This window comes from Streptomyces sp. JJ66, assembly GCF_019303495.1.
Classification (GTDB): Bacteria; Actinomycetota; Actinomycetes; order Streptomycetales; family Streptomycetaceae; genus Streptomyces.
This window is the reverse complement of the sequence record NZ_JAEVFI010000016.1, coordinates 165,309-188,558: the sequence shown is the minus strand read 5'-3', so window position 1 is coordinate 188,558 and position 23,250 is coordinate 165,309. Positions and strand designations below refer to the sequence as shown.

The following is a 23,250-nucleotide window of genomic DNA, read 5'->3' as shown; positions in this document are numbered from 1 at the left end:
GGGTTTGCTGTTGTCCCAGGTCCAGCTGTGGCCGGAGTCGGTGAGAGAGTCCCAGACGCGGACCGGGTTGCTGAAGCCATCCCCGGTGCTGGTGAAGGCCCACAGGGCGGTGCGCCTACGGCCGTCCTCAGCGGTCCCCCTGTTGTAGAGGACGGCGACGTCGTCTTTGCCGTCGCCGTTGAAGTCACCGGGGATGGGCTTGCTGTTGTCCCAGGTCCAGCTGTGGCCGGAGTCCGTGAAACTGTCCCAGTTCTTCACCGGGACGTCGAAACCGGTGCCGGTGCCGGTGAACCGCCACAACCCCATGCGCCCACGACCGTCCTCGGCGGTTCCGTAGTCGTAGAGCAGGCCGATGTCGTCCACACCATCGTCGTTGAAGTCGGTGGTGCTCGGCCTGTTGACGGTTGCGCCGATCCAGTCGGCAATGTCGTCCGTGCGGGTGTTGATGGCACTGGTGCTGGTGGCGTCGACGCCGAAACAACCACCCTGCCAGGAGCGGCTGTTGACGGCGACGAGTTCCGCTACTCCGTTGACTGTACGTAGGGCGGGTCCGCCGGTGTCACCTGGGCAGACGGCCGCACCGTCCTTGCCCGTGATGTTCAGGTCGGTGCCGACCGGGGCGGCGTCGACAGCGAAGGCGCCGGTATGCAGTTTCAGCGGCGCCCATTCGTCCTTGGTGCGGCCATAGCCTGCCACGGTGAGCGTGTCGCCAGCCGCGGGCGGGGTATCGGCGAGCCGGACGGGGGTGATGCTGTTCACCGGTTCGGCGAGCCGGGCAAGGACGAGATCACGGTCGGCGCGGGGAACGAGTTCGACCACGTCGCGGACGGCACCCTTGGCAGTGGTCAGGTCGATGCGGCCAATGGTGGCGGTGGTGTCCTGGGCGGGCTTGCCCGCGGAAACGCCGTTGGGGTCGTCGGCGAAGCAGCTAGCGGAGGTGGCGAGCCACATCGGCGCTACGAGCACGCCGGAACAGCCGCGGTCGTGCTCTCCCATGGTGAGCTGAGCGGTGTAGGTGTGGGTGGTGTCGGCGGCGTCCGAGGCGGGGCCGGTCACGGCGGCCGCGGGTGCGCCGCTCAGCACGAAGGGGCTCGCGATGAGAGCCGCGGCCAGCGCGGCGAGGCGCACGGGTCTGGTGTGGCGCATGGGGTTGGTTCCTTGAGTCATGATCCGTCAATGGTCAGGGGCGGCGGTGATGCCCAGAATGCGCGGCAATGCGCTGCGTGGCTTTATCACAGTCCTAAAGTTCGGCGGTCAGCAGGAGTCGAGAATGGGCAGTTCTCTTCGTCTCCTGTATTCAAGTTCCCCATTAAAGCAGGGGTTTGGCGGTGCGCCTAATTCAGGAATCGGATAGAAACTCACAACCGGCGGGTATTGGGTGTGACTTATGCCACGTCAGGAGGGTTGCAGTGCTTGCGATAACGCATCGGAACCGATGCGTTATCGCGTGTTCGGAGCCGGAAAGACGGTGGCCGGGCCGCAGGGCGGAATGTCCGCGGCCCGCCCACCGTCGGCAGGCGTGGTGCCACCAAGTGCCGTACTCGTCGTGAGAGAACGACGACGTGGCCGACGTGGTGAGCACCATCAGCGGATTACGCAAGCGAGGCATCCGCGCGACCCGCTGATCCTCCCCCTTCCCGCTTGGCCGCGCCCGAGTAGGGAATGCCTGCGCTTGCTCCGTCAAGCTGAGGTGGTCTCAGCAGCGGTCCTCGTCGCGTGGCCCGGGGGAGTGCTCCGGTCGGCTGCGTCGCTGAGCGCGCGGGCGGCCCTTACGTGACCGCGAAGTATGCACCGCAATCCCGCGATGTGCGCGAGGTGAGCCTGGGCGCGGAACCAGCATGCGTGGCCGCCCGTGCGCGGGTGAAGCCGGGCGGCGCGCGGTCAGTGGCCCCGGGTGATCCACTCGTCCAGGTGCGGTGCCTCGGCGCCGATGGTGGTGGACTCGCCGTGTCCTGGGTGGACGGCGGTGTCCGGGGGCAGCGTCAGCAGGTGGTCGCGGATCGAGGCGATGATCGTGCCGAAGTCCGAGAACGAGCGGCCGGTCGCGCCGGGGCCGCCCCGGAACAGGGTGTCGCCGGTGAAGACGGCACCGAGCGCCGGGACGTGGAAGCAGCACGCGCCCGGCGCGTGCCCCGGGGTGTGCAGCACCCACAGCTCCGCCCCGGCCAGCGGGATCACCTGGCCGTCGGTCAGTTCGGCGTCCGGGGTCCGCTCGGGGTGGGTCAGGCGCCACACCGGCAGGTCGGCGGGGTGCAGCAGCACCGGCGCGCCCACGGCGTCCGCCAGCTCGGGGGCGACGCGCACGTGGTCGTCGTGGGCGTGGGTGGCCAGGACGGCCAGCACCCGCCGCCCGCCCACCACCGCGCGGATCGCGGCGGCGTCGTGCGGCGCGTCGATGACGACGCACTCGGTGTCGTCGCCGATCACCCACACGTTGTTGTCCACCTCGAAGGTCTCCCCGTCCAGGCTGAACGTGCCGGAGGTGACGGTGTGGTCGATGCGCACGGGGCTGGCGGGACTCGCGGGGCCTTTGGGGCTGTTGGGGCTCACGGCAGCGTCACCACCGAGCGCAGCACCTCGCCGCGTTCCATCCGCGCGAACGCCTCCTCCACGTCGTCCAGGGCGATGGTCTCGGAGACGAAGGCGTCCAGATCGAGGCGGCCCTGGAGGTAGAGGTCGGTGAGCATCGGGAAGTCACGGGACGGCAGGCAGTCGCCGTACCAGGACGACTTCAGCGCGCCGCCGCGCCCGAACACGTCCAGCAGCGGCAGTTCCAGCCGCATCTCGGGGGTGGGGACGCCGACGAGGACGACGGTTCCGGCCAGGTCGCGGGCGTAGAACGCTTGTTGGTAGGTCTCCGGGCGGCCCACGGCCTCGATGACGACGTCCGCCCCGTGGCCGCCGGTCAGCTCGCGCACCGCCTCCACCGGGTCCCGCTCCCGGGAGTTGACGGTGTGGGTGGCACCCAGCCCGCGCGCCCACTGGAGCTTGCGGTCCTCGATGTCCACGGCGATGACCGTGCTCGCCCCCGCCAGCCGCGCGCCCGCCACCGCCGCCGAGCCGACACCGCCGCAGCCGATGACGGCCACGCTGTCCCCGCGCCCCACCTCGCCGGTGTTCAGCGCCGCGCCGAGCCCCGCCATCACCCCACAGCCCAGCAGGCCCACGGCGGCCGGGGACGCGGCCGGGTCCACCTTCGTGCACTGGCCCGCCGCGACGAGGGTCTTCTCCGCGAACGCCCCGATGCCCAGCGCGGGCGTCAACTCCGTGCCGTCGGCCAGCGTCATCGTCTGGGTCGCGTTGTGCGTGTCGAAGCAGTACCACGGGCGGCCCCGGCGGCACGCCCGGCACTGGCCGCACACCGCACGCCAGTTGAGCACCACGAAGTCACCCGGCGCGACCCCGGTCACGCCAGCGCCGACCGCCTCCACCACGCCCGCCGCCTCGTGGCCCAACAGGAACGGAAAGTCGTCGGTGATGCCGCCCTCGCGGTAGTGCAGGTCGGTGTGGCACACCCCGCACGCCCGCACCCGCACCAGCGCCTCGCCCGGCCCCGGATCGGGCACCAACACCGTCTCCAGCGACACCGGCCGCCCCTTGCCCCGGGCCACCACGCCCCTGACCTCGTGCGCCATCGCCTGCTCCCTTCCGCCCGCTGCCGCGTGTCGCCGTCCGCGCGTCGCCGCGCGCGTGTCGCAGGCTACGCCGAACCCCGCCTGGCCGCGCGGCGATCCGCGGTGGCGCACGGGCGGGCGGCGTGCGTGGGCCGACGGTCCGCGCTCCGGTCCGCCACCCGTTCGCCGCCTCCGGCGGCGCGGGCCGTGCGCGTCCGGCTTATCGTGCGAGCGTGGCCTCCGCCGAGCTGATCCGCATCGCCACCCGTTCGTCCCCGATGGCGCTCGCCCAGGTGGAGCGGGTGCGCCGCGAGCTGGCCGGACGGCACCCACGGCTGGCCACCACGGTCGTCCCCGTCACCTCCTACGGCGACCGCTGGACCGGCAATCTCGCCGTCCTCGGCGGCAAGGCCGCGTTCACCCGCGAGGTGGACGCCGCACTCCTCGCCGGGGAGGCCGACGTCGCCGTGCACTGCCTCAAAGACGTCCCCGGTGACCAGCCCCTCCCCGGGGGCACGCGGTTCGCCGCGTTCCTGCGCCGGGACGACGTGCGGGACGCCCTCGTCCACCCCGGCGGGCTGACGCTGGACGAGCTGCCCACCTGCACCCGCGTCGGCACCTCCTCGGTACGCCGCGCCGCCCAGCTCGCCGCCTCCCACCCCCAGGTGCACTGCGTCCCGCTGCGCGGCAACGCTGGCCGTCGCCTGGAGAAGCTGGACGAGGGCCGCGCGGACGCGCTGGTCCTCGCCGTCTGCGGGCTGCGCCGCATCCGCGCCGAACACCGCATCGCCCAGGTGCTCCCCGTGGAGACGCTGTGTCCGCCGGTCGGCGCCGGGGTGCTCGCACTCCAGTGCCGCGAGGACGACGCGGCCACGCTGGCGGCCGTCGCCCCGCTGAACGACGCCGACACCGCGCGCGCCGTGACGGCCGAACGCACGCTGCTGCACGCCCTGCGCGGCCACTGCAACAGCCCGATCGCCGGGTACGCCCAGCCCGCGTCCGACGGCGCACTCACCCTCACCGCCCGCGTCTTCACCCCCGACGGCACGACGACCCTGGCCGCCACCGCCACCGCCCCCGACCCGGCCGCCCTCGGCGCACTGGTCGCCGACACCCTCCTCACCCAGGGCGCCCGAGCCGTCATCGACGCCATCGCGCACTGAGCGCCTACCCGGCGCCTGGGACGGAGAGGTCCGCCGCCGCACCGGCCGTACCGTCTCCACCGCCGCCGCACTCTCGCAGGGGTCACGCGGCGAGCTCAGCGCTACTGGCCGTCGGCAGGGGAGCCCGCCCGGTCCCCGTGATGCCGACCCGGGTCTCCGGCGGTGAGGGGGCCTAACGCACGCCCCCTCGCCCGCGTCACCGGATGCCTCCGAGGATGCCCCGGCCTTCAGGCCGGGGAGGAATCGGCCCCCTGCGGAGCAGGGCAGGGAAAGCCGAATCGCCGTCAGGGCGATTCGGCGTCCACCGAGTGACTGGCGAGCGTGACCTCCAGGAGGTGCACGATCTCGCCGTTGACCGACCTGCGGTCTCGCTTCGCGAGCGCGGCGAGCCGCTCATGGAGCTCCAGGGGGAGCCGGACAGTGATGCGCTTCTCTTCATCCATGCCGCCATTCTAGTTGTCTCGCTACGCAAAGGTGCCGTATGTTTGACGTCATGACGACAGTGAAACGACAGACGGAGGAGTCCGGGTACGCCCGGTACACCTACCGCCTGCGTGTGTCGTCGGCCGCGCTCGCCGGTCTTGAAGCGGAGTGGGCGCGTTGCCGGTGGGTGTGGAACGAGTGCGTGGCCATGTCCCGCAAAGTCCACCACCTGAACCGGGACGCCGCCGAGAAGACGACGTGCGGCCCGGCGCAGCTCGACAAGATGCTGACCGAGGCCCGCACCGCCATGGGATGGCTGCGCGAGGGTGCGTCGGTGCCGCAGCAGCAGGCCATCCGAGACTTCGCCAAGTCCCGCGCCAAGGCACTCAAGGACATCAAGGCGAAGCTTCCCGTCCGGCAGCGCGCCGGGATGCCCCGGACCAAGCGGAAGCGGGACGCGCTGCCCAGCCTGAACTACACGCGGCGCGGCTTCCGGCTGAAGGACGGACGCCTCCACCTCGCCGGGAACATCGCGCTGACCGTGGTGTGGTCCCGCGACCTTCCCGCCGACCCCACCAGCGTGCGCGTCTACCAGGACTCGCTGGGGCACTGGTACGCGTCGTTCGTCGTCGCCACCACCATCGAGCCGCTGCCGGAGACCGGCCGTGTGCTGGGCGTGGACTGGGGCGTGAAGGAAACCGCGACCACCACCAGCGACGCCCACGACCTCCCCCACGCCCAGCACGGGAAGAGTGCCGCCGCGAAGCTGGCCCGGCACCAGAAGCAGATGGCGCGCAGAAAGCCCGCGAAGGGACAGGCAGCTTCAAAGGGCTACCGCGAAGCCAAGCGGCAGACGGCGAAGCTGCACACAAAGGTTGCCCGGCAGCGGCAGGACACCGGCCGCAAGTGGGCCAAGGCGGTTGTCCGCGACCACGACGCGATCGCGGTGGAGGACTTCAAGCCGAAGTTCCTGGCCAAGTCCACCATGGCCCGCAAGGCGGCCGACGCCGCCATCGGCGCCACCAAGACCGCGCTGACCGAGATGACCCGCAAGCACGGCCGGATCGTGCACCTGGTGCATCCGGCCCACACGACGATGGACTGTTCCGAGTGCGGTGCGAGAACCAAGCACGCACTTCCCCTCTCTGAACGAACGTATGCGTGCACCGCGTGCGGAGCCGTGTCCCCCAGGGACAAGAACTCCGCCCGCGTGATGCTCGTCCGGGCTGGTCTCAACCCGGCTGGTGTCGAGGGCGTAAGACCTCCGGGAGCGCTGCTCCCGGAGGCAGCCTGAGCCAGGAATCCCCTCCCTTCAGGGAGGGGAGGATTCAAGCTGTGACGAACCGGGTGAACGCGCCCCAGGCGTCCGGCGCCACGTCCAGCACGGGTCCGGCTGCCGCCTTGGAATCCCGCACGTGCACCCGTTGCGGACACGCGGCCACTTCGACACAAGCGCCGCCCTGCTCACTGCTGTAGGTGGACTTGCGCCACTCGTAGGCCACTTCGACGCATGCGCCGCCTTCGTCGCCGCTGTAGGACGACTTGAACCAGCTCAGGCTGTTCACGAGCCGCTCGCTACACCCTGGGCGAAGGCAACCCATGAGCCCGCGGGAAGCGCGAGGATCGGGCCTTCGAGGTTCTTGGAATCCCGCACGAACACATGGTGGCCGCCGTGGGCAATCTCGACGCAGTCACCGCCCTCACTTCCGCTGTAGCTCGACTTGAACCACGAAAGGGACTCTGAGCCGGTGGTGGGTCGGGCGCTCTTCATGACTCTCCTAGCAACCGGTCCAACAGGCTCTTCGTTTCTTCAGGGTTGAGAGCCTGGGTTCGCAGCATCGCATACTTCTGCTGCAAGATGCTGACCTCATCAGGGTCAGAGACCAACTGGCTTCCCCTCTGCGTCTCCATGTAGCCCATGTGATCGTGATCCGGCGTCTCCAGCAGGACAAACGGCCCGTCGAGGGCAGCGTGGGTGTGACGGCCCAGGGGCATCACCTGGACCGTGATGCCGGGGAGGTCGGCGCAGCGCCGGAGATGCCGTACCGCGTCTCGCCATACTTCGTCACCTCCGAGCCGGTCTCGCAGTACAGCTTCCGAGATGATGAAACTGCTGGTTGGAGGGACCTTCCGCCGAAGGATGTCTTGACGTTCCACCCGTGCGACGACCTGCTCCTCAATCCACTCCTCGTCCAACACCGGAACACGGCTCTCGAAGGTGGCCCGTGCATACGTTTCGGTCTGGAGCAAGCCTGGCAGAACTTGGTTCTGCCAGGAACAGATGGAGATCGCTTCCTCCTCCCTGTCGATGAACTCCTCTGCCCAGATCGGGTACCGGTCCATCTCCGGCATGTTCTCTACCGCGCACTCCAGGGCGCCCTTGGTGTCCAGGAGGACGTCGAACTCGCGGGCCAGGTCGGACTTCAAGGCCCGGCGACCCTGTTCGATGGAGCAGATCGTGTCGTACTCGGCGGTGCTGATCTCGGACAGCTCCTCCTGGGTGTAGCCCGCCGCGTGGCGGAACAACGCCAGTTGGGAGCCGACGAGCTTCATCGCGGAGGAGTTCTTCTTGCGCTTCTTCTTCCGTTGGTCCATGTCGCTCTCCATCCCCCAGGACACGGGTACTTGACCAGATTTCCACCCGTACAAACGAGATGTACGAGTGGCCCCACTGCCGAAGGTAGGTCACCCAGCGCGACGATCCCGCTGTGAACAGTGAGATTGAGCTAGTGCAGCTCCGTGAACGTTTCTTCACGCGTGAACGCCAGTCCGTACCGCTCGCAAGGGTGTTCGTCGCGCGAGCGCTCCTGGAATGGGAAGTGGCGCACCGCGCTGGCGAAGTGCTCGTGTGCGTGAGCGAGTTGGCGACGAACGCGTTCCTGCACGGCGTTCCGCCCGGGCGTGGATTTCGCGTCCAGGTATGGCTGAATAACGCCGGCTTGCTGCGGCTGGAAGTCCACGACAGCGGCGACGGCGTACCCCGCATCCCCGACGCCGGGGCGGACGCTGACGGGGAGTCCGGGCGCGGCCTGCTCCTCGTCAGCGAGCTGGCGGACACGTGGGGCGTCTCCCCGCGCAACCCCGGCAAGATCGTCTGGTGCGACTTCGCTGTGCGCGGCCCGGAGCACCTGACTGAACCGGGCATGGATAGTCGGGTCCGGGGAGGCGGACGCTTTCTAGCGTGAGTGGCCGGTAAGGGAAGGAGAGCCGGATGCTGGAGCGGCTGAACGAGGCGCTGGAGTACATCGAGCGACACCTCGATCAATCCGTCGAGGGCGCCGAGTTGGCGCGGATCGCGCTCACCTCGGAGTACCACTTCCGGCGCATGTTCTCGGCGCTGGCCGGAATGCCGCTGTCGGAGTACCTGCGGCGTCGTCGGCTGACGGTCGCCGGGGCCGAGGTGCTGGCCGGGGAGCGGACACTGCTGGAGATCGCCGTTCGCTACGGCTACAGCTCGGCGGAGGCGTTCTCGCGCGCGTTCCGCGCGGTGCACGGCGTCACCCCGGGAGAGGCCAGGCGCCACGGCGCTGCGCTGCACGCACAGCCCCGGATGTCCTTCCGCCTTGTTGTCGAAGGGAGCACGAGTATGCGATACCGGATCGTGGAGAAGGACGCGTTCGCGGTGGTGGGGAAGGCGGCGCGAGTGCCGCTCGTCCACGAGGGGATGAACCCGGCGATTGTCGAGTTCGTCCGGGGTATCGGGCAGGACACGGTGCACCGGATCAGCCAGCTGTCAGACCAGGAACCGCGCGGGCTGCTCCACGTCAGCGTCACCCATGACGCGAGCCGGGCAGAGGGCACCGAGCTGGATTTCTACCATGGTGTGGCGACGGCCACCGAGGTACCGGACGCGGATCTGGACAGCCTGCCGGTGCCGGGCGGCACCTGGGCGGTGTTTGAGAGCTCCGGAGCGTTCCCGCAGGCGTTGCAACACCTGTGGCGGGATGTCTTCACCCAGTGGTTCCCGTCCAACCCGTACCGCAGCAGGCCCGGCCCGGAGATGCTCAGCGCCCGCGTCGCGGAGGACGGCACCCGGGCCGACGCGGAACTGTGGGTTCCGGTGGAGCACGCTGGCGGCTGAGTCCGACGCGCCCTTGCGTCGCCGTTTACCGTGCCTGACTCTATGTCAGAGGAACACCGTGTCCGGACCAGCGTGGGAGGCGACGTGAGCGGGAAGCACCGGGGGCAGCCGTCGGACAAGCCGTGGACGCCACCGCCAGCACCGCCGTCCCCGGACGGTGACAACCCCGAGAAGAAGAAGTAAGGCTGTGAACGTGGATTTCCGGGCCGTCAGTGCCACCGCGCTGGGGGCCAAGGGGGCGTTCCGGGCCGGGTGGGTGCGGGAGGCGTTCGACGCCGTGGACCGCGCGCACTTCGCGCCGCCGCGCTTCTGGTCGCAGACGGCCCAGCCTGACGGCCACTACCCGGTGCTGGATCGCGACGCCGACGCGGGCGCCTGGTACCGGGCGGTGTGGCATCCGCACCACAGCCTGGTCACGCAGTTCGACGACCAGCGCACGCACGGGGACGGCGGCCCGGCGCGGGGTGCCTTCACCTCGTCGGTCTCCGCCCCGGACACGGTGTGCGAGCTGCTGTGTCAGCTGGAGCTGGAACCCGGTCACCGCGTGCTGGAGCTGGGTACGGCGTCCGGCTACGTCACCGCCCTGCTGTGTGAACGGGTCGGGGACGCGAACGTCACCAGCGTGGAGATCGACCCGGTGCTGGCCGACTGGGGCGCGAAGAACCTCACCGCAGCCGGTTACCAGCCTTACCTCGTGCACGGTGACGGCCTGCTCGGCGTTCCGCACCGGGCGCCCTTCGACCGCGTGCTTGCCACCGCCGCCCTGCGGAGCGTCCCGTATGCCTGGGTGGAGCAGGCCGCGCCCGGCGCGCGCGTCCTCACCCCGTACGGCACCTGTTACGCCACCGGCGCGCTCCTCGCCCTCACCGTGCCTGGCGGCACCGGCGGCACCGGCGGCACCGGCGGCACCGGCGGCACCGCGCACGGCCGCTTCACCGGCACGGCGCACTACATGTGGGCACGCGGCCACCGTCCCGCCCGGACGCTCCACGCCGGGGACGCCGACGTCCGCAAGGCGGCGTCCCCGCTGGACCCGGCCCAGGTGCTCGACGGCCCCTGGCACCAGGATTTCAGCATCGGCCTGTCCGTCCCCGACGTCGCCTGCGCCCACCGGGGCGATGGCGCGCAACGCCAGGCGCAGCTCTGGGACGAGCGCGGCACCAGCGTGACGCTGGTCAACTACGCCGACTGGTGGCGGCCGGACACCGTGACCGCGTACGGCCCCCGCGACCTGTGGCACGAGGTCGTCGCCGCCTACACCGCCTGGCGCACCGCAGGCCAGCCACCCCTCACCCACCACGGCCTCACCCTCACCCCCGAATCCGCCACCCCCTGGCGGGGCAGCCCGGCTCACCCCCTGTAGCGCGCCCACCCCGCAGCGCGCTGGTTCGGCGGGGTGGGGGGAGTGAGCGTGGGTGGGGGGGAGCGGCGTCAGGGTGTGCGGGGCAGACCTGTGGTGAGGGTCTGGACGAGGACGGCGTAGCTGGCGTCGAGGTCTTCGGGCAGGCCGAAGCCGCCGGAGGCTTCCAGCACCGCGAACCCGTGCGCCGCCGAGCGCAGACAGCGCGCGGCGTGGATGGCGTCGGAGCCGTGCAGGCCGAAGCCGTACAGGACCGCGAGGAGCACGTCGAGCAGGCGCCCGGCGGCCGATTCCAGCGCCGGGTCGGGCTGTTGCCGGAGCGCGGCGTACCGGTGCGGGTGGTCGCGCACGTAGGAGCGGTACGCGTGCAGGAAGGCGGCGAGTGCGGCGTCGCCCGAACGTCCCTGCACCGCGCGCCCGGTGCGCTGGGCGACCTCTTCCAGCACCCGCGCCGACACCAGCGTCCGCAGCTGCGCGAGGCTGCCGACGTGCTTGTACAGGGAGGGCGTCGCCACGCCCGCGCGTGCGGCGACGGCGGCGAGGGTGACGGCCTCCGGCCCGGCGGCGTCGATGAGCCGGACGGCGTGGTCGATGACGGTGTCCGGGGTCAGTCCCGCTCTAGGCACCGGTGTGCTCCTTCAGGAACGGCAGCAGCGCGGCGGCGACGGCATGCGGGTGCTGGGCGTGCGGATAGTGGCCAGAGCCCTCGATCATCGCGACGCTCGCGATGCCTGGCGGCATGGCGGCGGCGATCTCGTCGGCTTCACGGCGCGGGTCGGGGAAGTCGGGGTCGGCGCCGCCCATGACGATGAGCGTGGGGCGGCGGACGCCGGGGAGGTGGGCTGCGGCCTCGGCGGGGGAGGACCGGGCCATCGCCGAGGCGGCGGCCATGCGGCCGGGCTCGCGCAGGTTGGCGGTGAGCGCACGCAGGGCGGCCTCGAAGTCGGCCGGGCGCGGGCCGGGGTAGGCCAGGTGCTGATAGCGCCGCCACAGGGCAACGCTACGGAGCACGGCGGCGCCGAGGATGAGGCCGAGGCCGTGCAGCAGACGCGGGCTGAGGTCGCGCACGCCGATGCGCGGCGCGCGGACACCGGGGCCGATGTGCACGATCGCGCTCACGTCGTCCCCGTGCCGGGCGGCGGCGATGGTGGCGGCACCGGCTGCGAAGGAGGCGCCGACCACGGTGGCGGGACCGCCCAGATGGCGGATGAGGGCCACCAGGTCTCCGGCGACGTCCCTGCGGGTGTGGGAGGGCCAGCCCGTGCTCGACTCGCCGTGCCCGCGCACGTCCACGGTGGCGACGCGGTAACCGGCGTCCACGAGGAGGGGCGCGAGGTGGCGGTAGGTGGTGCGGATGTCGCCAAGCCCGGGCGCCAGTACCACCAGCGGGCCGCTTCCGGTGACGTCGTAGGCGAGGTGCCCGCCTCCGTGGTCGAGGTAACGCGTCTTCGGTGCTGCCGACCGGGAGTTTCTGCTCATAGCCAGAAAGCTAATCACATTAGCCAATTCCGTCAAGTGGTGCCCGCGCAGCCGCCCGCCCGGACGTGCGTAGCCTGGAGGTGCCCAGGTAAGCGACGAGGCGCGCACGGGAGGGCGGACATGGACGTCGATGTGGTGGACGTGGCCGGACGGGGCCGGTACGAGGCGCAGTCCGAGGGGTTGGTGGCCGGGTTCCTGGAGTACCGGGACCACGGCCAGGTCCGGGAGCTGACCCACACCGAGGTGGAGCAGGAGTTCGAGGGCGAGGGCGTCGGCAGCACACTCGCCCGCGCCGCGCTGGAGGACGTGCGCTCCCGGGGCGGGCACGTCCGCCCCACCTGCGGCTTCGTCGCCGAGTGGATCAAGCGGCACCAGGACTACCTGGACGTGGTGGAACCGGACACCCAGAGCCGCGTGACGGCCCCTGACCCCCCGGGCTGACGCCGCCGACTCGGCCCTGGTTCGCACCCGTGACCGCGTGGTGCTTCCGGTCGGCGGCCGCGTGCTTCGCCGGTTGTCACCCGCGCCTACGTGCATGCGATAATGCATGCATGGTTGCCCTACAGATTCGGGATGTGCCCGAAGAGCTCCGGGACAAGCTGGCCGCGATAGCCCAAGAACGCGGACAGTCGTTGCAATCGTATTTGTTCGACCTGCTCAGCGACGAGGCGCGGCGACGGGACAACCTGGCCGTGCTCGACCGGTTCTCCCGTGGCGCCTACGGGGCGCGCCTGGCGGCCGAGGACGTGGTCGATCCCCTGCGTCTGGCGCGGGCGGAGCGTGACCGGGCCGCCGGGGCGCCGGGGGACGCCGGGTGATCGTGGTGGATGCCTCCGCGCTGGGGCTTGCTCTGCTGGACGAAGGGCCGCTGGGGGATCGCGCCCGCCGGGAACTGCGCGCGGACAGCCGCTGGGTCATGCCGGAACACTGGACGGTTGAGATCCTCTCCGTGATCCGGGGCAATCTCCTCGGAGGCAAGATCACTCAGGGGCACGCCTCGGACGCGGTGGACGCGGTTGCCGCCGTCGCGCCCGAAGTCCCGCTGACGCGCACGCTCGTGGCCCGGGTATGGGAGCTGCGAGGCAACCTCACCGCGTACGATGCCGCCTATGTGGCGGCGGCCGAGGCGTACCGGTGCCCGCTGCTCACGGCCGACGGCAAGCTGGCACGTGCCTGCGGCGTCCGCTGCCCCGTCATCCTCCTCGACTGACGCCCCTGCAGCAGCCACCACGCCCGCCCCGCGCGCGGTGCTGGGCATGGAGCCGCTAGGACAGCCAGCCGTTCATCGCGGCGCGGACGCCTGCCTGGAAGCGGCTGTTGGCGCCGAGGCGGTCCATCAGGTGGGCGACGATGCGGCTCACCGAGCGGGGGGACAGGCCCAGTTGGTGGGCGATGACGTCGTTCTTCTTGCCCGCCGCCAGCAACAGCAGCACGTCGCGCTCCAGCTGGGTCGGCTCCGCGCCGTCCGCCTGTTCCTCGGCGGTGAACTCCAGCCCCCGGTCCCAGTGGTGTTCGAACAGCTCGCGCAGGAAGCCCAGGATGGCCGGGTCGCGGACGAGGACGACACCGGCGGCGTGGTTGTCCGGGGTGACGGGCAGCAGCGCGGAGTCCTCGTCGGTGATCAGCATGCGGGAGGGCAGGACGCCGGTGGTGCGCACCCGGGCACCGGCGGCGGTGATCCGCGCGGCGTAGCGGGCGGTCGGGGTGTGCTTGCGCGCGGAGTGCTGGAGCAGGGTGCGCATGCGCACGCCCCGGCCCAGCGCCTCCCGGTCCAGCCGCGTGCCCGCGCGGATGGCGTCGTCCGGCAGCGGGCCGCCGGGGATGAAGGCGTCCACGGAACGTGAGCAGTGCCGGGCCAGGTCGTCCATCACCGAGCGGATGTTGTCCAGCCCCTCGATGAACTCGATGCTGCCCCGGTCCGAGCGCAGGCTACGGGCCTCCAGGTAGACGCCGGACAGCGCGTGCAGCCGGGCGCGGGTGGTGGCGATGGCGGTCTGCTGCTCCAGGACCTCCTTTTGCGCGGTGGCCAGCAGCGTGTCCGCCGCCGTCTCCGGGCTGACGGCCGCCCAGCCGCCGCCGGGCGCGGGCTGGAGCAGCCCCAGTGCGGCGAGCCTCAGCTCCGCCGCCTCGACGTCCCCGGCGGTCATGCCCGCCCGGACGGCGATCCGCGCGGCCGGCTCGGTGGCGTGGGTGACGCGGAGCCGGTAGACCTGCGCGGTGGCCTCGTCTATGTCCCCTGGTTCTTCCCGCACCCTCTCCGCCTCCTCTTGGGCCTCGCAGCTTACGGGGGCGACAACGCGCCAGGCGAGATGACGCCAGGGGCAATCCCTTGGCACGCAGGGACGATGCCACAAATATCGTGGGTGACGGCCTTCGGCTGAGGCTGTCAGCACTGCTTGGAACGAAGGAGAACATCGTGAAGCGGTTCACTCGGATCTTCGCCGGGGCCATGATCGCCGCCCTGGCTGTCGTGGGGGCCCCGCTGGCTTCCGCCGCTGTGTCCGCGCCCACGGCGACCGTCGCGGGCGACGACAGCTTCACCGCCTGGTAACGCGGCACTGACGCCCCGGCCCGCCCAGTCGCCACGGAGACCTCATGACCACGCTCGTACTCAACGGGGGAGCGAGCACCGACTACGCGGAGATGCTGCCGGAGCTGGCCGCCGACCTGGTGGTCTTCACCGAGCGCCCACTGCCGGGCCCCGAGCGCTACGCGTACTACGAAGAGGTTGACGGGTGCTCGGTGGTGCCGTACGCGGAGCTCGCCGCGCTGCGCATGGCCTCCGATCCCGTCACTCCGGTGCGGTTCGGCCAGGTGCTGGCGGCCGACGAGTTCGACCTCCAGCGGGCCGGGCGGCTACGGGACCGGCTGAACGTGCCGGGGCAGAGTGAGGCCAGCGCCCGCGTCTTCCGGGACAAGGCGCTGATGAAGGACTACGCCCAGCACGGCGTGCCCGTCCCCGCCTACACGCGCCTGCACACCTTCTGCGACCTGCTGGAGTTCGTCGCGCAGCGGGACTACCCGGTGGTCGTCAAGCCGGTCGGTCAGGGCGGGGCGCGGGATGTGACCGTGCTGCGCGACGAGGCCGCGCTGACCGAGTTCGCCCGGCGTCCGTGGCGGGAGGACCTGATGGCCGAGGAGTTCGTGCACGGCGAGGTCTACCACGTGGACGCCGTGCTCGCTCCCGGCTTCCGGTTCGTCTCCGCCGGCCGCTACTACACCGGCTGCCTGGAAGTGCTCTCCGGCGCCAACAACGGCTCAGCCCTGCTCCACCCGCGCGAACCGATGACCACTCGGCTCGGCCGTTTCCTGGACACCCTGCTCACCGTGCTGCCCGCCCCCGAGGTGGGCGCCTACCACCTGGAGGTCTTCCACACCACCGACGACCGGTTGGTGCTGTGCGAGGTGGCGTGCCGCGTCGGCGGCTCGCGCATCCCGCAGCTCATCCGCCGCACCTGGGGCATCGACCCGCAGGAGACGTGGTTCCGGCTCGCCACCGGGCTCCCCCTGCGCGCCCGGCCCCTGCCCGCACCCCGCGCGGTGCACGGCGACATCGCGATGACGCCCCGCCCCGGCCACGTCATCGCCGTCCCCGACGCACCGCCCTACGACTGGGTCCGCGAACACCGCACGGTGCTCGCCCCCGGTGAGCTGAGCGAAGGACCGCGGCACAGCGCGGCGAGCGTCTGCTGGACGGTCGTCGCCGGTGCCGACAGCCCCGAACTCATGGACCGCCTGCACACCTGCGAGGGCTGGCTCGCCGAGCACCTGGACCACGGTGCTCCAGAGCCGGTCGGATAAAGCCGCCACCCCCCACGCCCACGGCCTCGCTCCTCAACCCCCGCCGCGAGGCCAGCTGGGCGGCACGCGCGGTCGGGGCCCGGCCCATCGTGGTCGGCCCCGACCTCGCGGCGCGGAGCACGGGACGCCGCACCGCCCGAGGCGGACGCGGCCTCGCCTGCGGCTGGTCCGACTCCGCCCGGCTGCCCACCGCACCCGCGCTCCCGCACCGGCGTCCCACGGACGCCGGTTTCGGGTTCGACGCCTCCGGCGTGCTGGCCGCCGCCCGCTCACCGCGCGGCTGTCGGCTAGGTGAGCCCACGGTTGCGCCCGCGTCACCTGTGGGCACCTCACCGAAACGCCCGCTGGCTAGCCTCGGCCTGACACCGCACCGGCCAGGGAGGCACCATGACAGCCCGGACGACGACCCCGCGAGGCGGCGGCCGCTGGATCGAGCACTGGGACCCGGAGGACGCCGACTTCTGGCGCCGCACCGGCGAACGCACCGCACGCCGCAACCTGTGGTTCTCGGTTCTGGCCGAGCACATCGGCTTCTCCATCTGGTCGCTGTGGTCCGTGCTCGTGCTGTTCATGGGACCCGAGTACGGCATCGACGCCGCCGGGAAGTTCTTCCTCGTCGGCATGGCCACCCTCGTGGGCGCCCTCGTGCGCGTCCCCTACAGCTTCGCCGTCACCCGCTTCGGCGGGCGCAACTGGACGGTCATATCGGCGGCGCTGCTGCTGGTGCCGACGCTGGCCGCGTACGTGGTGATGGAACCGGGCACGTCCTACACCACCTTCCTGCTCGTCGCGCTGCTCACCGGCGTCGGCGGCGGCAACTTCGCCTCCTCCATGACCAACGTCAACGCGTTCTTCCCGCTGCGGCAGAAGGGCTGGGCGCTCGGGCTCAACGCGGGCGGCGGCAACATCGGTGTGCCCGTCATCCAGCTCGTCGCGCTCGCCGTCATCGCCACCGCGGGCGCCGGATCACCGCGGCTGCTGCTGGCGATCTACCTGCCGCTCATCGTGCTCGCCGCCGCGTGCGCCTGGCGGTACATGGACAATCTGGCCGTGATGACCGAGAACAGCGGCGCCGCCTGGGCCTCGCTGCGGGAATCCGCCCGGGACGGGCACACCTGGATCATGGCGCTGCTGTACGTCGGCACCTTCGGCTCCTTCATCGGCTACAGCTTCGCCTTCGGACTGGTGCTCACCAGCCAGTACGACCGCACCCCGCTGCAAGCCGCCTCGCTCACCTTCATCGGACCGCTGCTGGGCTCCGCCGTCCGGCCCCTCGGCGGCTGGCTCGCCGACCGCTGGGGCGGCGCCCGCATCACGCTGGTCACCTTCGCCGCCATGGCCGCCGCCACCGGCGTCGTCATCCTCGCCTCCGGCCGCACCTCGCTGCCGCTGTTCCTCACCGGCTTCATCGCGCTGTTCGTGCTCAGCGGGATCGGCAACGGCTCCACGTACAAGATGATCCCGGGCATCTACCAGGCCAAGGCACACCGGCTCGGGCTCAGCGGCGAGGCGGCGGCGAGCTACGGGCGACGGCTGTCGGGCGCCGCGATCGGGCTCATCGGCGCCGTCGGCGGCGTGGGCGGCCTGGGTATCAACCTCGCCTTCCGCCAGTCCTTCCAGAGCAGCGGCACCGGCACCGCCGCGTTCGTCGCCTTCCTCGCCTGCTACGCCGTCTGCTTCACCCTCACCTGGACGGTATACCTCCGCCGCCGCCCCACCCGCCCCGCCGACGCCACCGAGGCGACACCCAGCGCCCCCGAGCCCGCCCCCGTCCACGTGTGACGCGAGGAATACGGGAAACCTGCCGCAGCGCGTGAAACACCACGTGAAACGGTACGTAACACCGGGGAAACCCGATGGAACCGAGCCTGTCACCCGCCGGGGGCAGGCTCGGAGCCACGGTCTGAACGCGCAGACGGGGACGAGGACCACCGATGCCACAGCACGACAGCACGCCGCAGCACCGCCCGCCGGGGCCGACACCGCCGACGGCGGACGTGCCCGGGGCGGGGGCGGACGTGCCCGGCGCGGGGGCGGACGTGCCCGGCGTGGGGGCGGACGTGCCCGGCGTGGGGGCGGACGTGCCCGGCGTGGGGGCGGACGTGGCCGGGCTGGGCGGTGCGGGCGAGCGTCCGCGCGGCGGGGACGGACGCGGCGGGGGCGGGCGGGGGACGGGCGCGTCGGGTACGCCGGGCGCCCGTACCCGGCGGGGGAACCCGGGTGAGGTCAGGCCGCTGGACGGCTTCACCGTCGGCGTCACCGCCGCCCGGCGCGCGGAGGAGCTGATCGCCCTGCTGGAGCGTCGCGGCGCCACCGTCCAGCACGCGCCCGCCCTGCGCATCCTCCCGCTCGCCGACGACACCGAACTCCTCAGCGCCACCCAGCGACTCCTCGCTACGCCACCCGACACCGTGATCGCCACCACCGCCATCGGCTTCCGCGGCTGGGTGGAGGCCGCGCACGGCTGGGCCCTGGGCGAGGACCTGCTCGCCGTGCTCGGCCGCGCCGAACTCCTCGCGCGCGGCCCCAAGGTGCGCGGCGCGATCCGGGCGGCCGGGCTGAGCGAACGCTGGGCCCCGGCGTCCGAATCGCTGGCCGAGGTGCGCGAACGGCTGCTGGCCGAAGGCGTCAAGGGCCGCCGCATCGCCGTCCAGCTGCACGGCGAACCCCTGTCCGACTTCAGCCAGACGCTGCGCGACGCCGGGGCCGAGGTCATCCCCGTGCCCGTCTACCGCTGGCTGCCCCCCGAGGACCCCGGCCCCCTGGACCGCATGGTGGACGCCGTGACCGCCCGCACGCTGGACGCCGTCACCTTCACCAGCGCCCCCGCCGCACTGTCCCTGCTGACCCGCGCCCGGGAACGCGGGCTGGGCGACGCACTGCTGGAGGCCCTGCGGCACGACGTCTACGCCGCCTGCGTCGGCCCGGTCACCGCCGCGCCGCTCGCCGCCCACGGGGTGCCCACCGAAGCGCCCGAACGCTTCCGCCTCGGCCCCCTGGTGCAACTGCTGTGCACGCGGCTGCCGAAGCGGGCGCCGGTGCTGGCCGTCGCCGGGCGGCGCCTGGAAATCCGGGGCCACGCCGTTCTCGTGGACGGCGAGCTGCGCCCCGTCCCCCCGGCGGGCATGGCGCTCCTGGACGCACTGGCGCGGCGCCCCGGCTGGGTGGTCTCCCGCGCCGACCTCCTGCGCGCCCTGCCCGGCTCCGGCCGCGACGAACACGCCGTGGAAACCGCGATGGCCCGCCTCCGCGCCGCCCTGGGCGCCCCGAAACTCATCCACACCGTAGTCAAACGCGGCTACCGCCTAGCCCTGGACGCCGACGCCCCGGAATGACTCCGGGCTGGGTAACCGGTGAACGGTACGCCTTGGGGGCGCGTACACCACGTCAAACGCGGAGATTGCCAAGAACCGGTTGTGGAGTGTGGGTGTGGGTGAGGATGCCGCCGTGGCCGACAGAACGTCGCAGGACGACGCCCTTATACGTGCCCTCTACGACGAACACGCGGGTCCGCTGTACGGGTTCGTGCTGCGGCTGGTCGGCGGCGATCGCCACCGCGCCGAGGATGTCGTACAGGAGACACTGCTGCGCGCCTGGCGCAACGCCGAGCAGCTGCGGCACGCTACCGGATCGGTGCGGCCGTGGCTGGTGACGGTGGCCCGGCGCATCGTCATCGACGGGCACCGCAGCCGCCGGGCCCGCCCGCAGGAGGTGTCCGTCGAGGGCGGGGCGCCGCTGGAGGCGCTGCCCGCCGCTGACGAGATCGACCGCGCGCTGCGCATGATGCTGATTTCCGAAGCGCTGGGCGACCTCACCGAGGCGCACCGCGAGGCGCTGATCGAGACGTACTTCAAGGGCCGCACGGTGGGGGAGGCCGCCAGCGTGCTCCAGGTACCGCCCGGTACGGTGCGGTCCCGGGTCTTCTACGCGCTGCGCTCGCTGAAGCTCTCGCTTGAGGAAAGAGGAGTGACGGCATGACGTCGCCCGTGCACCACACCGACGTCGGTGCCTACGCCATCGGGGCGCTCGACGAAGCCGACGCCGCGCGCTTCGAGGAACACCTCGCGGCCTGCGACCCATGCGCCCACGAGCTCCAGGAACTGCTGCCGCTCGGCCCGGTGCTGGCCGACTTCGCCCAGGACGCGCCGCACGCCAGCGCGCTCACCGCCCGCCCGGACCCCAAGCTGCTGGACCGCCTGCTGGACGAGGCTGGCACCGACCGGCGTCGCCACCGCCGCAGGCGCCTGACGCTAGTGGCAGCCGCAGCCGCGCTGATCATCGCCGCCCCGCTGGCGGGCGCGGCCGTGCTCGGCGGGCAGGACCAGGCCCCCGGGGGCACGCTCGCGCAAGCCGTCTACGAGGACGGACAGAAGGTCAGCGCCTCCGACCCCGCGACCGACGTCGCCGCCACCGTCGCCCTCGTCCCGCGTGACTGGGGCACGCAGGTCGCCGTCAAGCTGACCGGCCTGAGCGGCCCGGAACGCTGTGACCTGGTCGCCGTCGGCCGGGACGGCACCGAGCAGACGGTCACCACCTGGGCGGTGTCCGCCACCGGCTACGGCTGGCAGGAGTCGGACTACTTCACCGGAGGTGCCGCCTACGCCCCGGCCGAGATCGCCCGTTTCGAGGTCCGCACCCTCGACGGCGACCACCTGGTCACCGTCAACACCGGCGCGTGACCCCCCGCCCCTGACGCCCGGCGGTCGCGGCTGACCACCGCCTGCCGGGCGTGCGGGTGTATGACGGGACGTGAACCCGAGACACCCGTGTGTGCCGGCACGGGTGGGCGCGCGTGCGCGGGGGGTGAGCGTGGCGTACGGTAGACGGCTGCCCTGGGTACAGCAGAAGGGGGCCCTTGCGTTGGAGGCGCGGGACACAGGCGTGCGCGAACGGGAGATCGGCGCGGAGCAGGATCACCTGGACGCGGTCTACCGCCGCCTGGAGGAGAAGATCCACGAGGCCGAGTTCCTCATGGCCGACGCGGGCCAGCGCGCCCAGGTCGGCACGCCCGGCGCGCTGGCCGAGCGGGACGCGCAGGTCTACCGGGCCGGGGTGCACCTAAACCGGCTGAACAGCGAGTACGAGGACTTCCTGTTCGGCCGCATCGACCTGCTGGACGGCAAGACGGGGGAGCGCGGCCCCGACGGCGCCTACACCTCCGTCGAACCCGCTGACGGCGCCATCCGACCGGACCAGACCGCCGACATCGCCGAGACCCTGCACATCGGCCGCCTCGGTGTGCTGGACGCCGACTACACGCCGCTGGTCATCGACTGGCGCGCGCCCGCCGCCGCGCCGTTCTACCGGGCCACGCCGATCGACCCCGGCCGCGTCGTGCGCCGTCGCGTGATCCGCTCGCGCGGTCGCAAGGTGCTCGGTGTCGAGGACGACCTGCTGCGCCCGGAGCTGACCGCGTACCTGGACGGCGCGGAGCTGCCCGCCGTCGGTGACGGGGCACTCATGGCCGCGCTGGGCCGGGCCCGTGGCCACACCATGCGCGACATCGTGGCCTCCATCCAGGCCGAGCAGGACGAGGTGATCCGCGCCCCGGCCGCCGCCGTCACCGAGGTCGAGGGCGGGCCCGGCACCGGCAAGACCGCCGTCGCCCTGCACCGCGCCGCCTACCTGCTCTACCGCGACCGGCGCCGCTTCGCGGGCGGCATCCTCGTGGTCAGCCCGACCCCGCTGCTCGTCGCCTACACCGAGGGCGTGCTGCCGTCGCTGGGTGAGGAGGGGCAGGTGATCATCCGCGCGCTCGGCTCGCTGGTCGAGGGCGCGCGGGCCGACGCGTACGATCCGCAGCCCGTCGCCCGCGTCAAGGGCTCGGCGCGTATGACGAAGGTGCTACGCCGCGCGGTCCGGGGGGCGCTGGAGCTGGCGGGCGATCCGGTGGCCGCGCGCGGGCTGCGGGTGGTCGCGTTCGGCGCGCGGGTGGAGCTGGACACCGAGGAGCTGCGCGCGATCCGCGGCGCGGCGCTCGGCGGCACCGCGCCCGTCAACCTGCTGCGTCCGCGCGCCCGCAAGCTGCTGCTGGACGCGCTGTGGGTCAAGTCCACAGGGCCGGTGCGCTACCCGCCCGGCTCGGACCCGGAGCTGGCCGCCGAGGCCCGGGAGGCGTTCGACGAGGACGTGCGCGAGGAGGACGCCTTCACCGACTTCCTCGCCGCCTGGTGGCCCGAGCTGACCCCGCGCCGGGTGCTGGCCGCGATGCGCGACGAGCGGCGGCTGGGCCGCTTCGCGCGCCGCGTGCTCCAGCCGCGTGAGGTGCGGCGGCTGGCTCGCTCGCTGTCCCGGCTGGATGACGCCGGGCAGGGACCGGTGTCCGTGCACGACGTCGCTTTGCTGGACGAGCTGCACGCCGTGCTGGGCGCCGTGGCCAGGCCGAAGAAGACCGAGATCGATCCGCTGGAGCAGTTCACCGGGCTCGCCGAGGTCACCACCGCCGCCGACCGCGACCCCACCCGGCGTGAGCGCCGCGAGGTCGCGCCCGAGGAGCGCCGCGACTACGCGCACGTCATCGTGGACGAGGCGCAGGACGTGACGCCGATGCAGTGGCGCATGATCGGCCGCCGTGGACGCCAGGCGACGTGGACGATCGTGGGCGACCCGGCGCAGTCCTCGTGGTCTGACCACGAGGAGGCCGCCGAGGCGCGCGCCGAGGCCCTGGGCTCGCGCCCGCGCCGCCGTTTCGAACTGACCGTCAACTACCGCAACCCGGCCGAGATCGCGGACCTCGCCTCGCGGGTGCTGACGCTCGCCATGCCCGGCACGCAGCCGCCGAAGGCGGTGCGCTCCACCGGCGTGGTGCCCCGGTTCGCCGTCGCGGACGCCGGTGACCTCGCCGGTTCCGTGCGCGCGGAGGCGCGGCGGCTGCTGGCGGAGGTCGAGGGCACGGTCGGCGTCGTGGTGCCGATGGCCCAGCGCGCCGAGGCCGCGAGCTGGCTGGCCGGGCTGGGCGGGCGCGTGGTGGCCCTGGGCAGTCTGGAGGCCAAGGGGCTGGAGTACGACGCGACGGTGGTGGTGACCCCGGCCGGGATCGCGGACGAGTCGCCCGCCGGGCTGCGGGTGCTCTACGTCGCGCTGACCCGGGCCACGCAGCGGCTGACGATCCTCTCCGGCCCCCGGGACCTGCCGGACGCGGCGGGCGTGCCCGACCTGCTGCGGGAGAGCTGAGCACCCGCCAGAAACGTCCCCACGGGTACGCCCCCACCGGGCCGCCGGTGGCTGTGGCGCTCCCCACTTCGTTTAAGTGGTATCTCAGATACGTATTTTGCTAGGGTCGGGTCAGCAGCCGGTCGAGGCCGGTGGGCCTGATCGTCGTCTGCCCGT

Annotated in this window: 25 protein-coding genes; 15 read left to right on the top strand and 10 right to left on the bottom strand. The window is 72.2% G+C overall.

The genetic code is table 11. From position 1 onward, the window contains the following. From JJV70_RS14210 to JJV70_RS14200, 3 genes are all read right to left on the bottom strand, one after another. The coding region (locus JJV70_RS14210; protein ID WP_219048245.1) for a trypsin-like serine protease at positions 1-1,146 on the bottom strand (1,146 nt) is incomplete at its 3' end. A gap of 735 nt (positions 1,147-1,881) precedes the next feature. Beyond that, on the bottom strand, positions 1,882-2,550 hold the full coding sequence (locus JJV70_RS14205; RefSeq protein WP_308294818.1) for an MBL fold metallo-hydrolase: 669 nt from the start codon (positions 2,548-2,550) through the stop codon (positions 1,882-1,884). Continuing rightward, positions 2,547-3,635: an S-(hydroxymethyl)mycothiol dehydrogenase gene (locus tag JJV70_RS14200; protein WP_219048244.1), complete on the bottom strand. Its 1,089-nt coding sequence runs from the start codon at positions 3,633-3,635 to the stop codon at positions 2,547-2,549. The genes JJV70_RS14205 and JJV70_RS14200 overlap by 4 nt, the downstream gene beginning before the upstream one ends. A 212-nt stretch (positions 3,636-3,847) precedes the next feature. Between JJV70_RS14200 and hemC the strand changes: the two genes are divergently transcribed. Further along, positions 3,848-4,777 carry a hydroxymethylbilane synthase gene (gene hemC, locus JJV70_RS14195; RefSeq protein WP_219048242.1) on the top strand — a complete coding sequence of 310 codons (930 nt, stop codon included), beginning with the start codon at positions 3,848-3,850 and terminating at the stop codon, positions 4,775-4,777. Between the two features lie 284 nt (positions 4,778-5,061). On the opposite strand, the gene JJV70_RS14190 is transcribed toward hemC, so the two are convergent. Continuing rightward, positions 5,062-5,220, bottom strand: a complete 159-nt coding sequence (locus JJV70_RS14190; protein WP_219048241.1) for an Arc family DNA-binding protein — start codon at positions 5,218-5,220, stop codon at positions 5,062-5,064. Positions 5,221-5,270: 50 nt separating this feature from the next. Between JJV70_RS14190 and JJV70_RS14185 the strand changes: the two genes are divergently transcribed. Next, positions 5,271-6,494, top strand: coding sequence for an RNA-guided endonuclease TnpB family protein (locus tag JJV70_RS14185; protein WP_219048240.1), 1,224 nt, complete (start codon positions 5,271-5,273; stop codon positions 6,492-6,494). Between the two features lie 34 nt (positions 6,495-6,528). Here JJV70_RS14185 and JJV70_RS14180 read toward each other — a convergent pair whose 3' ends face one another. From JJV70_RS14180 to JJV70_RS14170, 3 genes are read right to left on the bottom strand one after another with little or no spacing between them, the layout of a single operon-like run. Then, positions 6,529-6,765 carry a DUF397 domain-containing protein gene (locus JJV70_RS14180; RefSeq protein ID WP_374227300.1) on the bottom strand — a complete coding sequence of 79 codons (237 nt, stop codon included), beginning with the start codon at positions 6,763-6,765 and terminating at the stop codon, positions 6,529-6,531. After that, entirely contained in the window at positions 6,762-6,971 is a 210-nt protein-coding gene (locus JJV70_RS14175; RefSeq protein WP_219048237.1) for a DUF397 domain-containing protein, read from the bottom strand. The genes JJV70_RS14180 and JJV70_RS14175 overlap by 4 nt, the downstream gene beginning before the upstream one ends. Next, the gene (locus JJV70_RS14170) at positions 6,968-7,795 is read right to left on the bottom strand and encodes a DUF5753 domain-containing protein (RefSeq protein WP_257573926.1); all 828 of its coding nucleotides are present in this window, start codon (positions 7,793-7,795) and stop codon (positions 6,968-6,970) included. Before JJV70_RS14170 ends, JJV70_RS14175 begins: the two co-directional genes overlap by 4 nt. 113 nt (positions 7,796-7,908) lie before the next feature. Between JJV70_RS14170 and JJV70_RS14165 the strand changes: the two genes are divergently transcribed. From JJV70_RS14165 to JJV70_RS14155, 3 genes are all read left to right on the top strand, one after another. Beyond that, positions 7,909-8,385, top strand: a complete 477-nt coding sequence (locus JJV70_RS14165; protein ID WP_219048235.1) for an ATP-binding protein — start codon at positions 7,909-7,911, stop codon at positions 8,383-8,385. A 26-nt stretch (positions 8,386-8,411) separates the two neighbouring features. Beyond that, positions 8,412-9,281, top strand: a complete 870-nt coding sequence (locus JJV70_RS14160; protein WP_219048234.1) for an AraC family transcriptional regulator — start codon at positions 8,412-8,414, stop codon at positions 9,279-9,281. Positions 9,282-9,468: 187 nt separating this feature from the next. Then, positions 9,469-10,644, top strand: a complete 1,176-nt coding sequence (locus JJV70_RS14155; protein ID WP_219048232.1) for a protein-L-isoaspartate O-methyltransferase — start codon at positions 9,469-9,471, stop codon at positions 10,642-10,644. Between the two features lie 68 nt (positions 10,645-10,712). On the opposite strand, the gene JJV70_RS14150 is transcribed toward JJV70_RS14155, so the two are convergent. Further along, complete coding sequence (locus JJV70_RS14150; protein WP_219048230.1) at positions 10,713-11,267, bottom strand: TetR/AcrR family transcriptional regulator; 555 nt, start codon at positions 11,265-11,267, stop codon at positions 10,713-10,715. Then, entirely contained in the window at positions 11,260-12,120 is an 861-nt protein-coding gene (locus JJV70_RS14145; RefSeq protein WP_219048229.1) for an alpha/beta fold hydrolase, read from the bottom strand. Before JJV70_RS14145 ends, JJV70_RS14150 begins: the two co-directional genes overlap by 8 nt. 120 nt (positions 12,121-12,240) lie before the next feature. Here JJV70_RS14145 and JJV70_RS14140 point away from each other — a divergent pair, with 120 nt between their 5' ends. The 3 genes from JJV70_RS14140 (at position 12,241) to JJV70_RS14130 (ending at position 13,330) form a co-directional block, all read left to right on the top strand. Further along, complete coding sequence (locus tag JJV70_RS14140; protein ID WP_219048228.1) at positions 12,241-12,561, top strand: GNAT family N-acetyltransferase; 321 nt, start codon at positions 12,241-12,243, stop codon at positions 12,559-12,561. Between the two features lie 134 nt (positions 12,562-12,695). Beyond that, positions 12,696-12,938, top strand: coding sequence for a hypothetical protein (locus JJV70_RS14135; protein WP_308294817.1), 243 nt, complete (start codon positions 12,696-12,698; stop codon positions 12,936-12,938). Further along, on the top strand, positions 12,935-13,330 hold the full coding sequence (locus JJV70_RS14130) for a type II toxin-antitoxin system VapC family toxin (RefSeq protein ID WP_219048225.1): 396 nt from the start codon (positions 12,935-12,937) through the stop codon (positions 13,328-13,330). The genes JJV70_RS14135 and JJV70_RS14130 overlap by 4 nt, the downstream gene beginning before the upstream one ends. A gap of 55 nt (positions 13,331-13,385) precedes the next feature. On the opposite strand, the gene JJV70_RS14125 is transcribed toward JJV70_RS14130, so the two are convergent. Then, positions 13,386-14,372, bottom strand: coding sequence for a LuxR C-terminal-related transcriptional regulator (locus JJV70_RS14125; protein WP_308294816.1), 987 nt, complete (start codon positions 14,370-14,372; stop codon positions 13,386-13,388). A 164-nt stretch (positions 14,373-14,536) separates the two neighbouring features. Between JJV70_RS14125 and JJV70_RS22805 the strand changes: the two genes are divergently transcribed. From JJV70_RS22805 to JJV70_RS14095, 7 genes are all read left to right on the top strand, one after another. Continuing rightward, positions 14,537-14,671, top strand: coding sequence for a hypothetical protein (locus JJV70_RS22805; protein ID WP_257573925.1), 135 nt, complete (start codon positions 14,537-14,539; stop codon positions 14,669-14,671). A 44-nt stretch (positions 14,672-14,715) separates the two neighbouring features. Then, complete coding sequence (locus tag JJV70_RS14120; RefSeq protein ID WP_219048223.1) at positions 14,716-15,921, top strand: acetyl-CoA carboxylase biotin carboxylase subunit family protein; 1,206 nt, start codon at positions 14,716-14,718, stop codon at positions 15,919-15,921. Between the two features lie 387 nt (positions 15,922-16,308). After that, positions 16,309-17,703: a NarK/NasA family nitrate transporter gene (locus JJV70_RS14115; RefSeq protein ID WP_219048222.1), complete on the top strand. Its 1,395-nt coding sequence runs from the start codon at positions 16,309-16,311 to the stop codon at positions 17,701-17,703. A 152-nt stretch (positions 17,704-17,855) separates the two neighbouring features. Then, complete coding sequence (locus JJV70_RS14110; protein WP_257573924.1) at positions 17,856-19,256, top strand: uroporphyrinogen-III synthase; 1,401 nt, start codon at positions 17,856-17,858, stop codon at positions 19,254-19,256. 94 nt (positions 19,257-19,350) lie between these two features. Then, the gene (locus JJV70_RS14105; RefSeq protein WP_219048221.1) at positions 19,351-19,899 is read left to right on the top strand and encodes a sigma-70 family RNA polymerase sigma factor; all 549 of its coding nucleotides are present in this window, start codon (positions 19,351-19,353) and stop codon (positions 19,897-19,899) included. Next, the gene (locus JJV70_RS14100; RefSeq protein ID WP_219048220.1) at positions 19,896-20,600 is read left to right on the top strand and encodes an anti-sigma factor; all 705 of its coding nucleotides are present in this window, start codon (positions 19,896-19,898) and stop codon (positions 20,598-20,600) included. The genes JJV70_RS14105 and JJV70_RS14100 overlap by 4 nt, the downstream gene beginning before the upstream one ends. A gap of 181 nt (positions 20,601-20,781) precedes the next feature. Next, on the top strand, positions 20,782-23,094 hold the full coding sequence (locus tag JJV70_RS14095; protein ID WP_257573922.1) for a UvrD-helicase domain-containing protein: 2,313 nt from the start codon (positions 20,782-20,784) through the stop codon (positions 23,092-23,094). Positions 23,095-23,250 lie beyond the last annotated feature (156 nt).

Coding starts and splice junctions, on each gene's coding strand:
- JJV70_RS14200 (WP_219048244.1), bottom strand. CDS start 3,635: ATGGCGCACGAGGTCAGGGGCGTGGTGGCCCGGGGCAAGGGGCGGCCG.
- JJV70_RS14190 (WP_219048241.1), bottom strand. CDS start 5,220: ATGGATGAAGAGAAGCGCATCACTGTCCGGCTCCCCCTGGAGCTCCAT.
- JJV70_RS14185 (WP_219048240.1), top strand. CDS start 5,271: ATGACGACAGTGAAACGACAGACGGAGGAGTCCGGGTACGCCCGGTAC.
- JJV70_RS14175 (WP_219048237.1), bottom strand. CDS start 6,971: ATGAAGAGCGCCCGACCCACCACCGGCTCAGAGTCCCTTTCGTGGTTC.
- JJV70_RS14170 (WP_257573926.1), bottom strand. CDS start 7,795: ATGGACCAACGGAAGAAGAAGCGCAAGAAGAACTCCTCCGCGATGAAG.
- JJV70_RS14160 (WP_219048234.1), top strand. CDS start 8,412: ATGCTGGAGCGGCTGAACGAGGCGCTGGAGTACATCGAGCGACACCTC.
- JJV70_RS14145 (WP_219048229.1), bottom strand. CDS start 12,120: ATGAGCAGAAACTCCCGGTCGGCAGCACCGAAGACGCGTTACCTCGAC.
- JJV70_RS14140 (WP_219048228.1), top strand. CDS start 12,241: ATGGACGTCGATGTGGTGGACGTGGCCGGACGGGGCCGGTACGAGGCG.
- JJV70_RS14120 (WP_219048223.1), top strand. CDS start 14,716: ATGACCACGCTCGTACTCAACGGGGGAGCGAGCACCGACTACGCGGAG.
- JJV70_RS14115 (WP_219048222.1), top strand. CDS start 16,309: ATGACAGCCCGGACGACGACCCCGCGAGGCGGCGGCCGCTGGATCGAG.
- JJV70_RS14110 (WP_257573924.1), top strand. CDS start 17,856: ATGCCACAGCACGACAGCACGCCGCAGCACCGCCCGCCGGGGCCGACA.
- JJV70_RS14100 (WP_219048220.1), top strand. CDS start 19,896: ATGACGTCGCCCGTGCACCACACCGACGTCGGTGCCTACGCCATCGGG.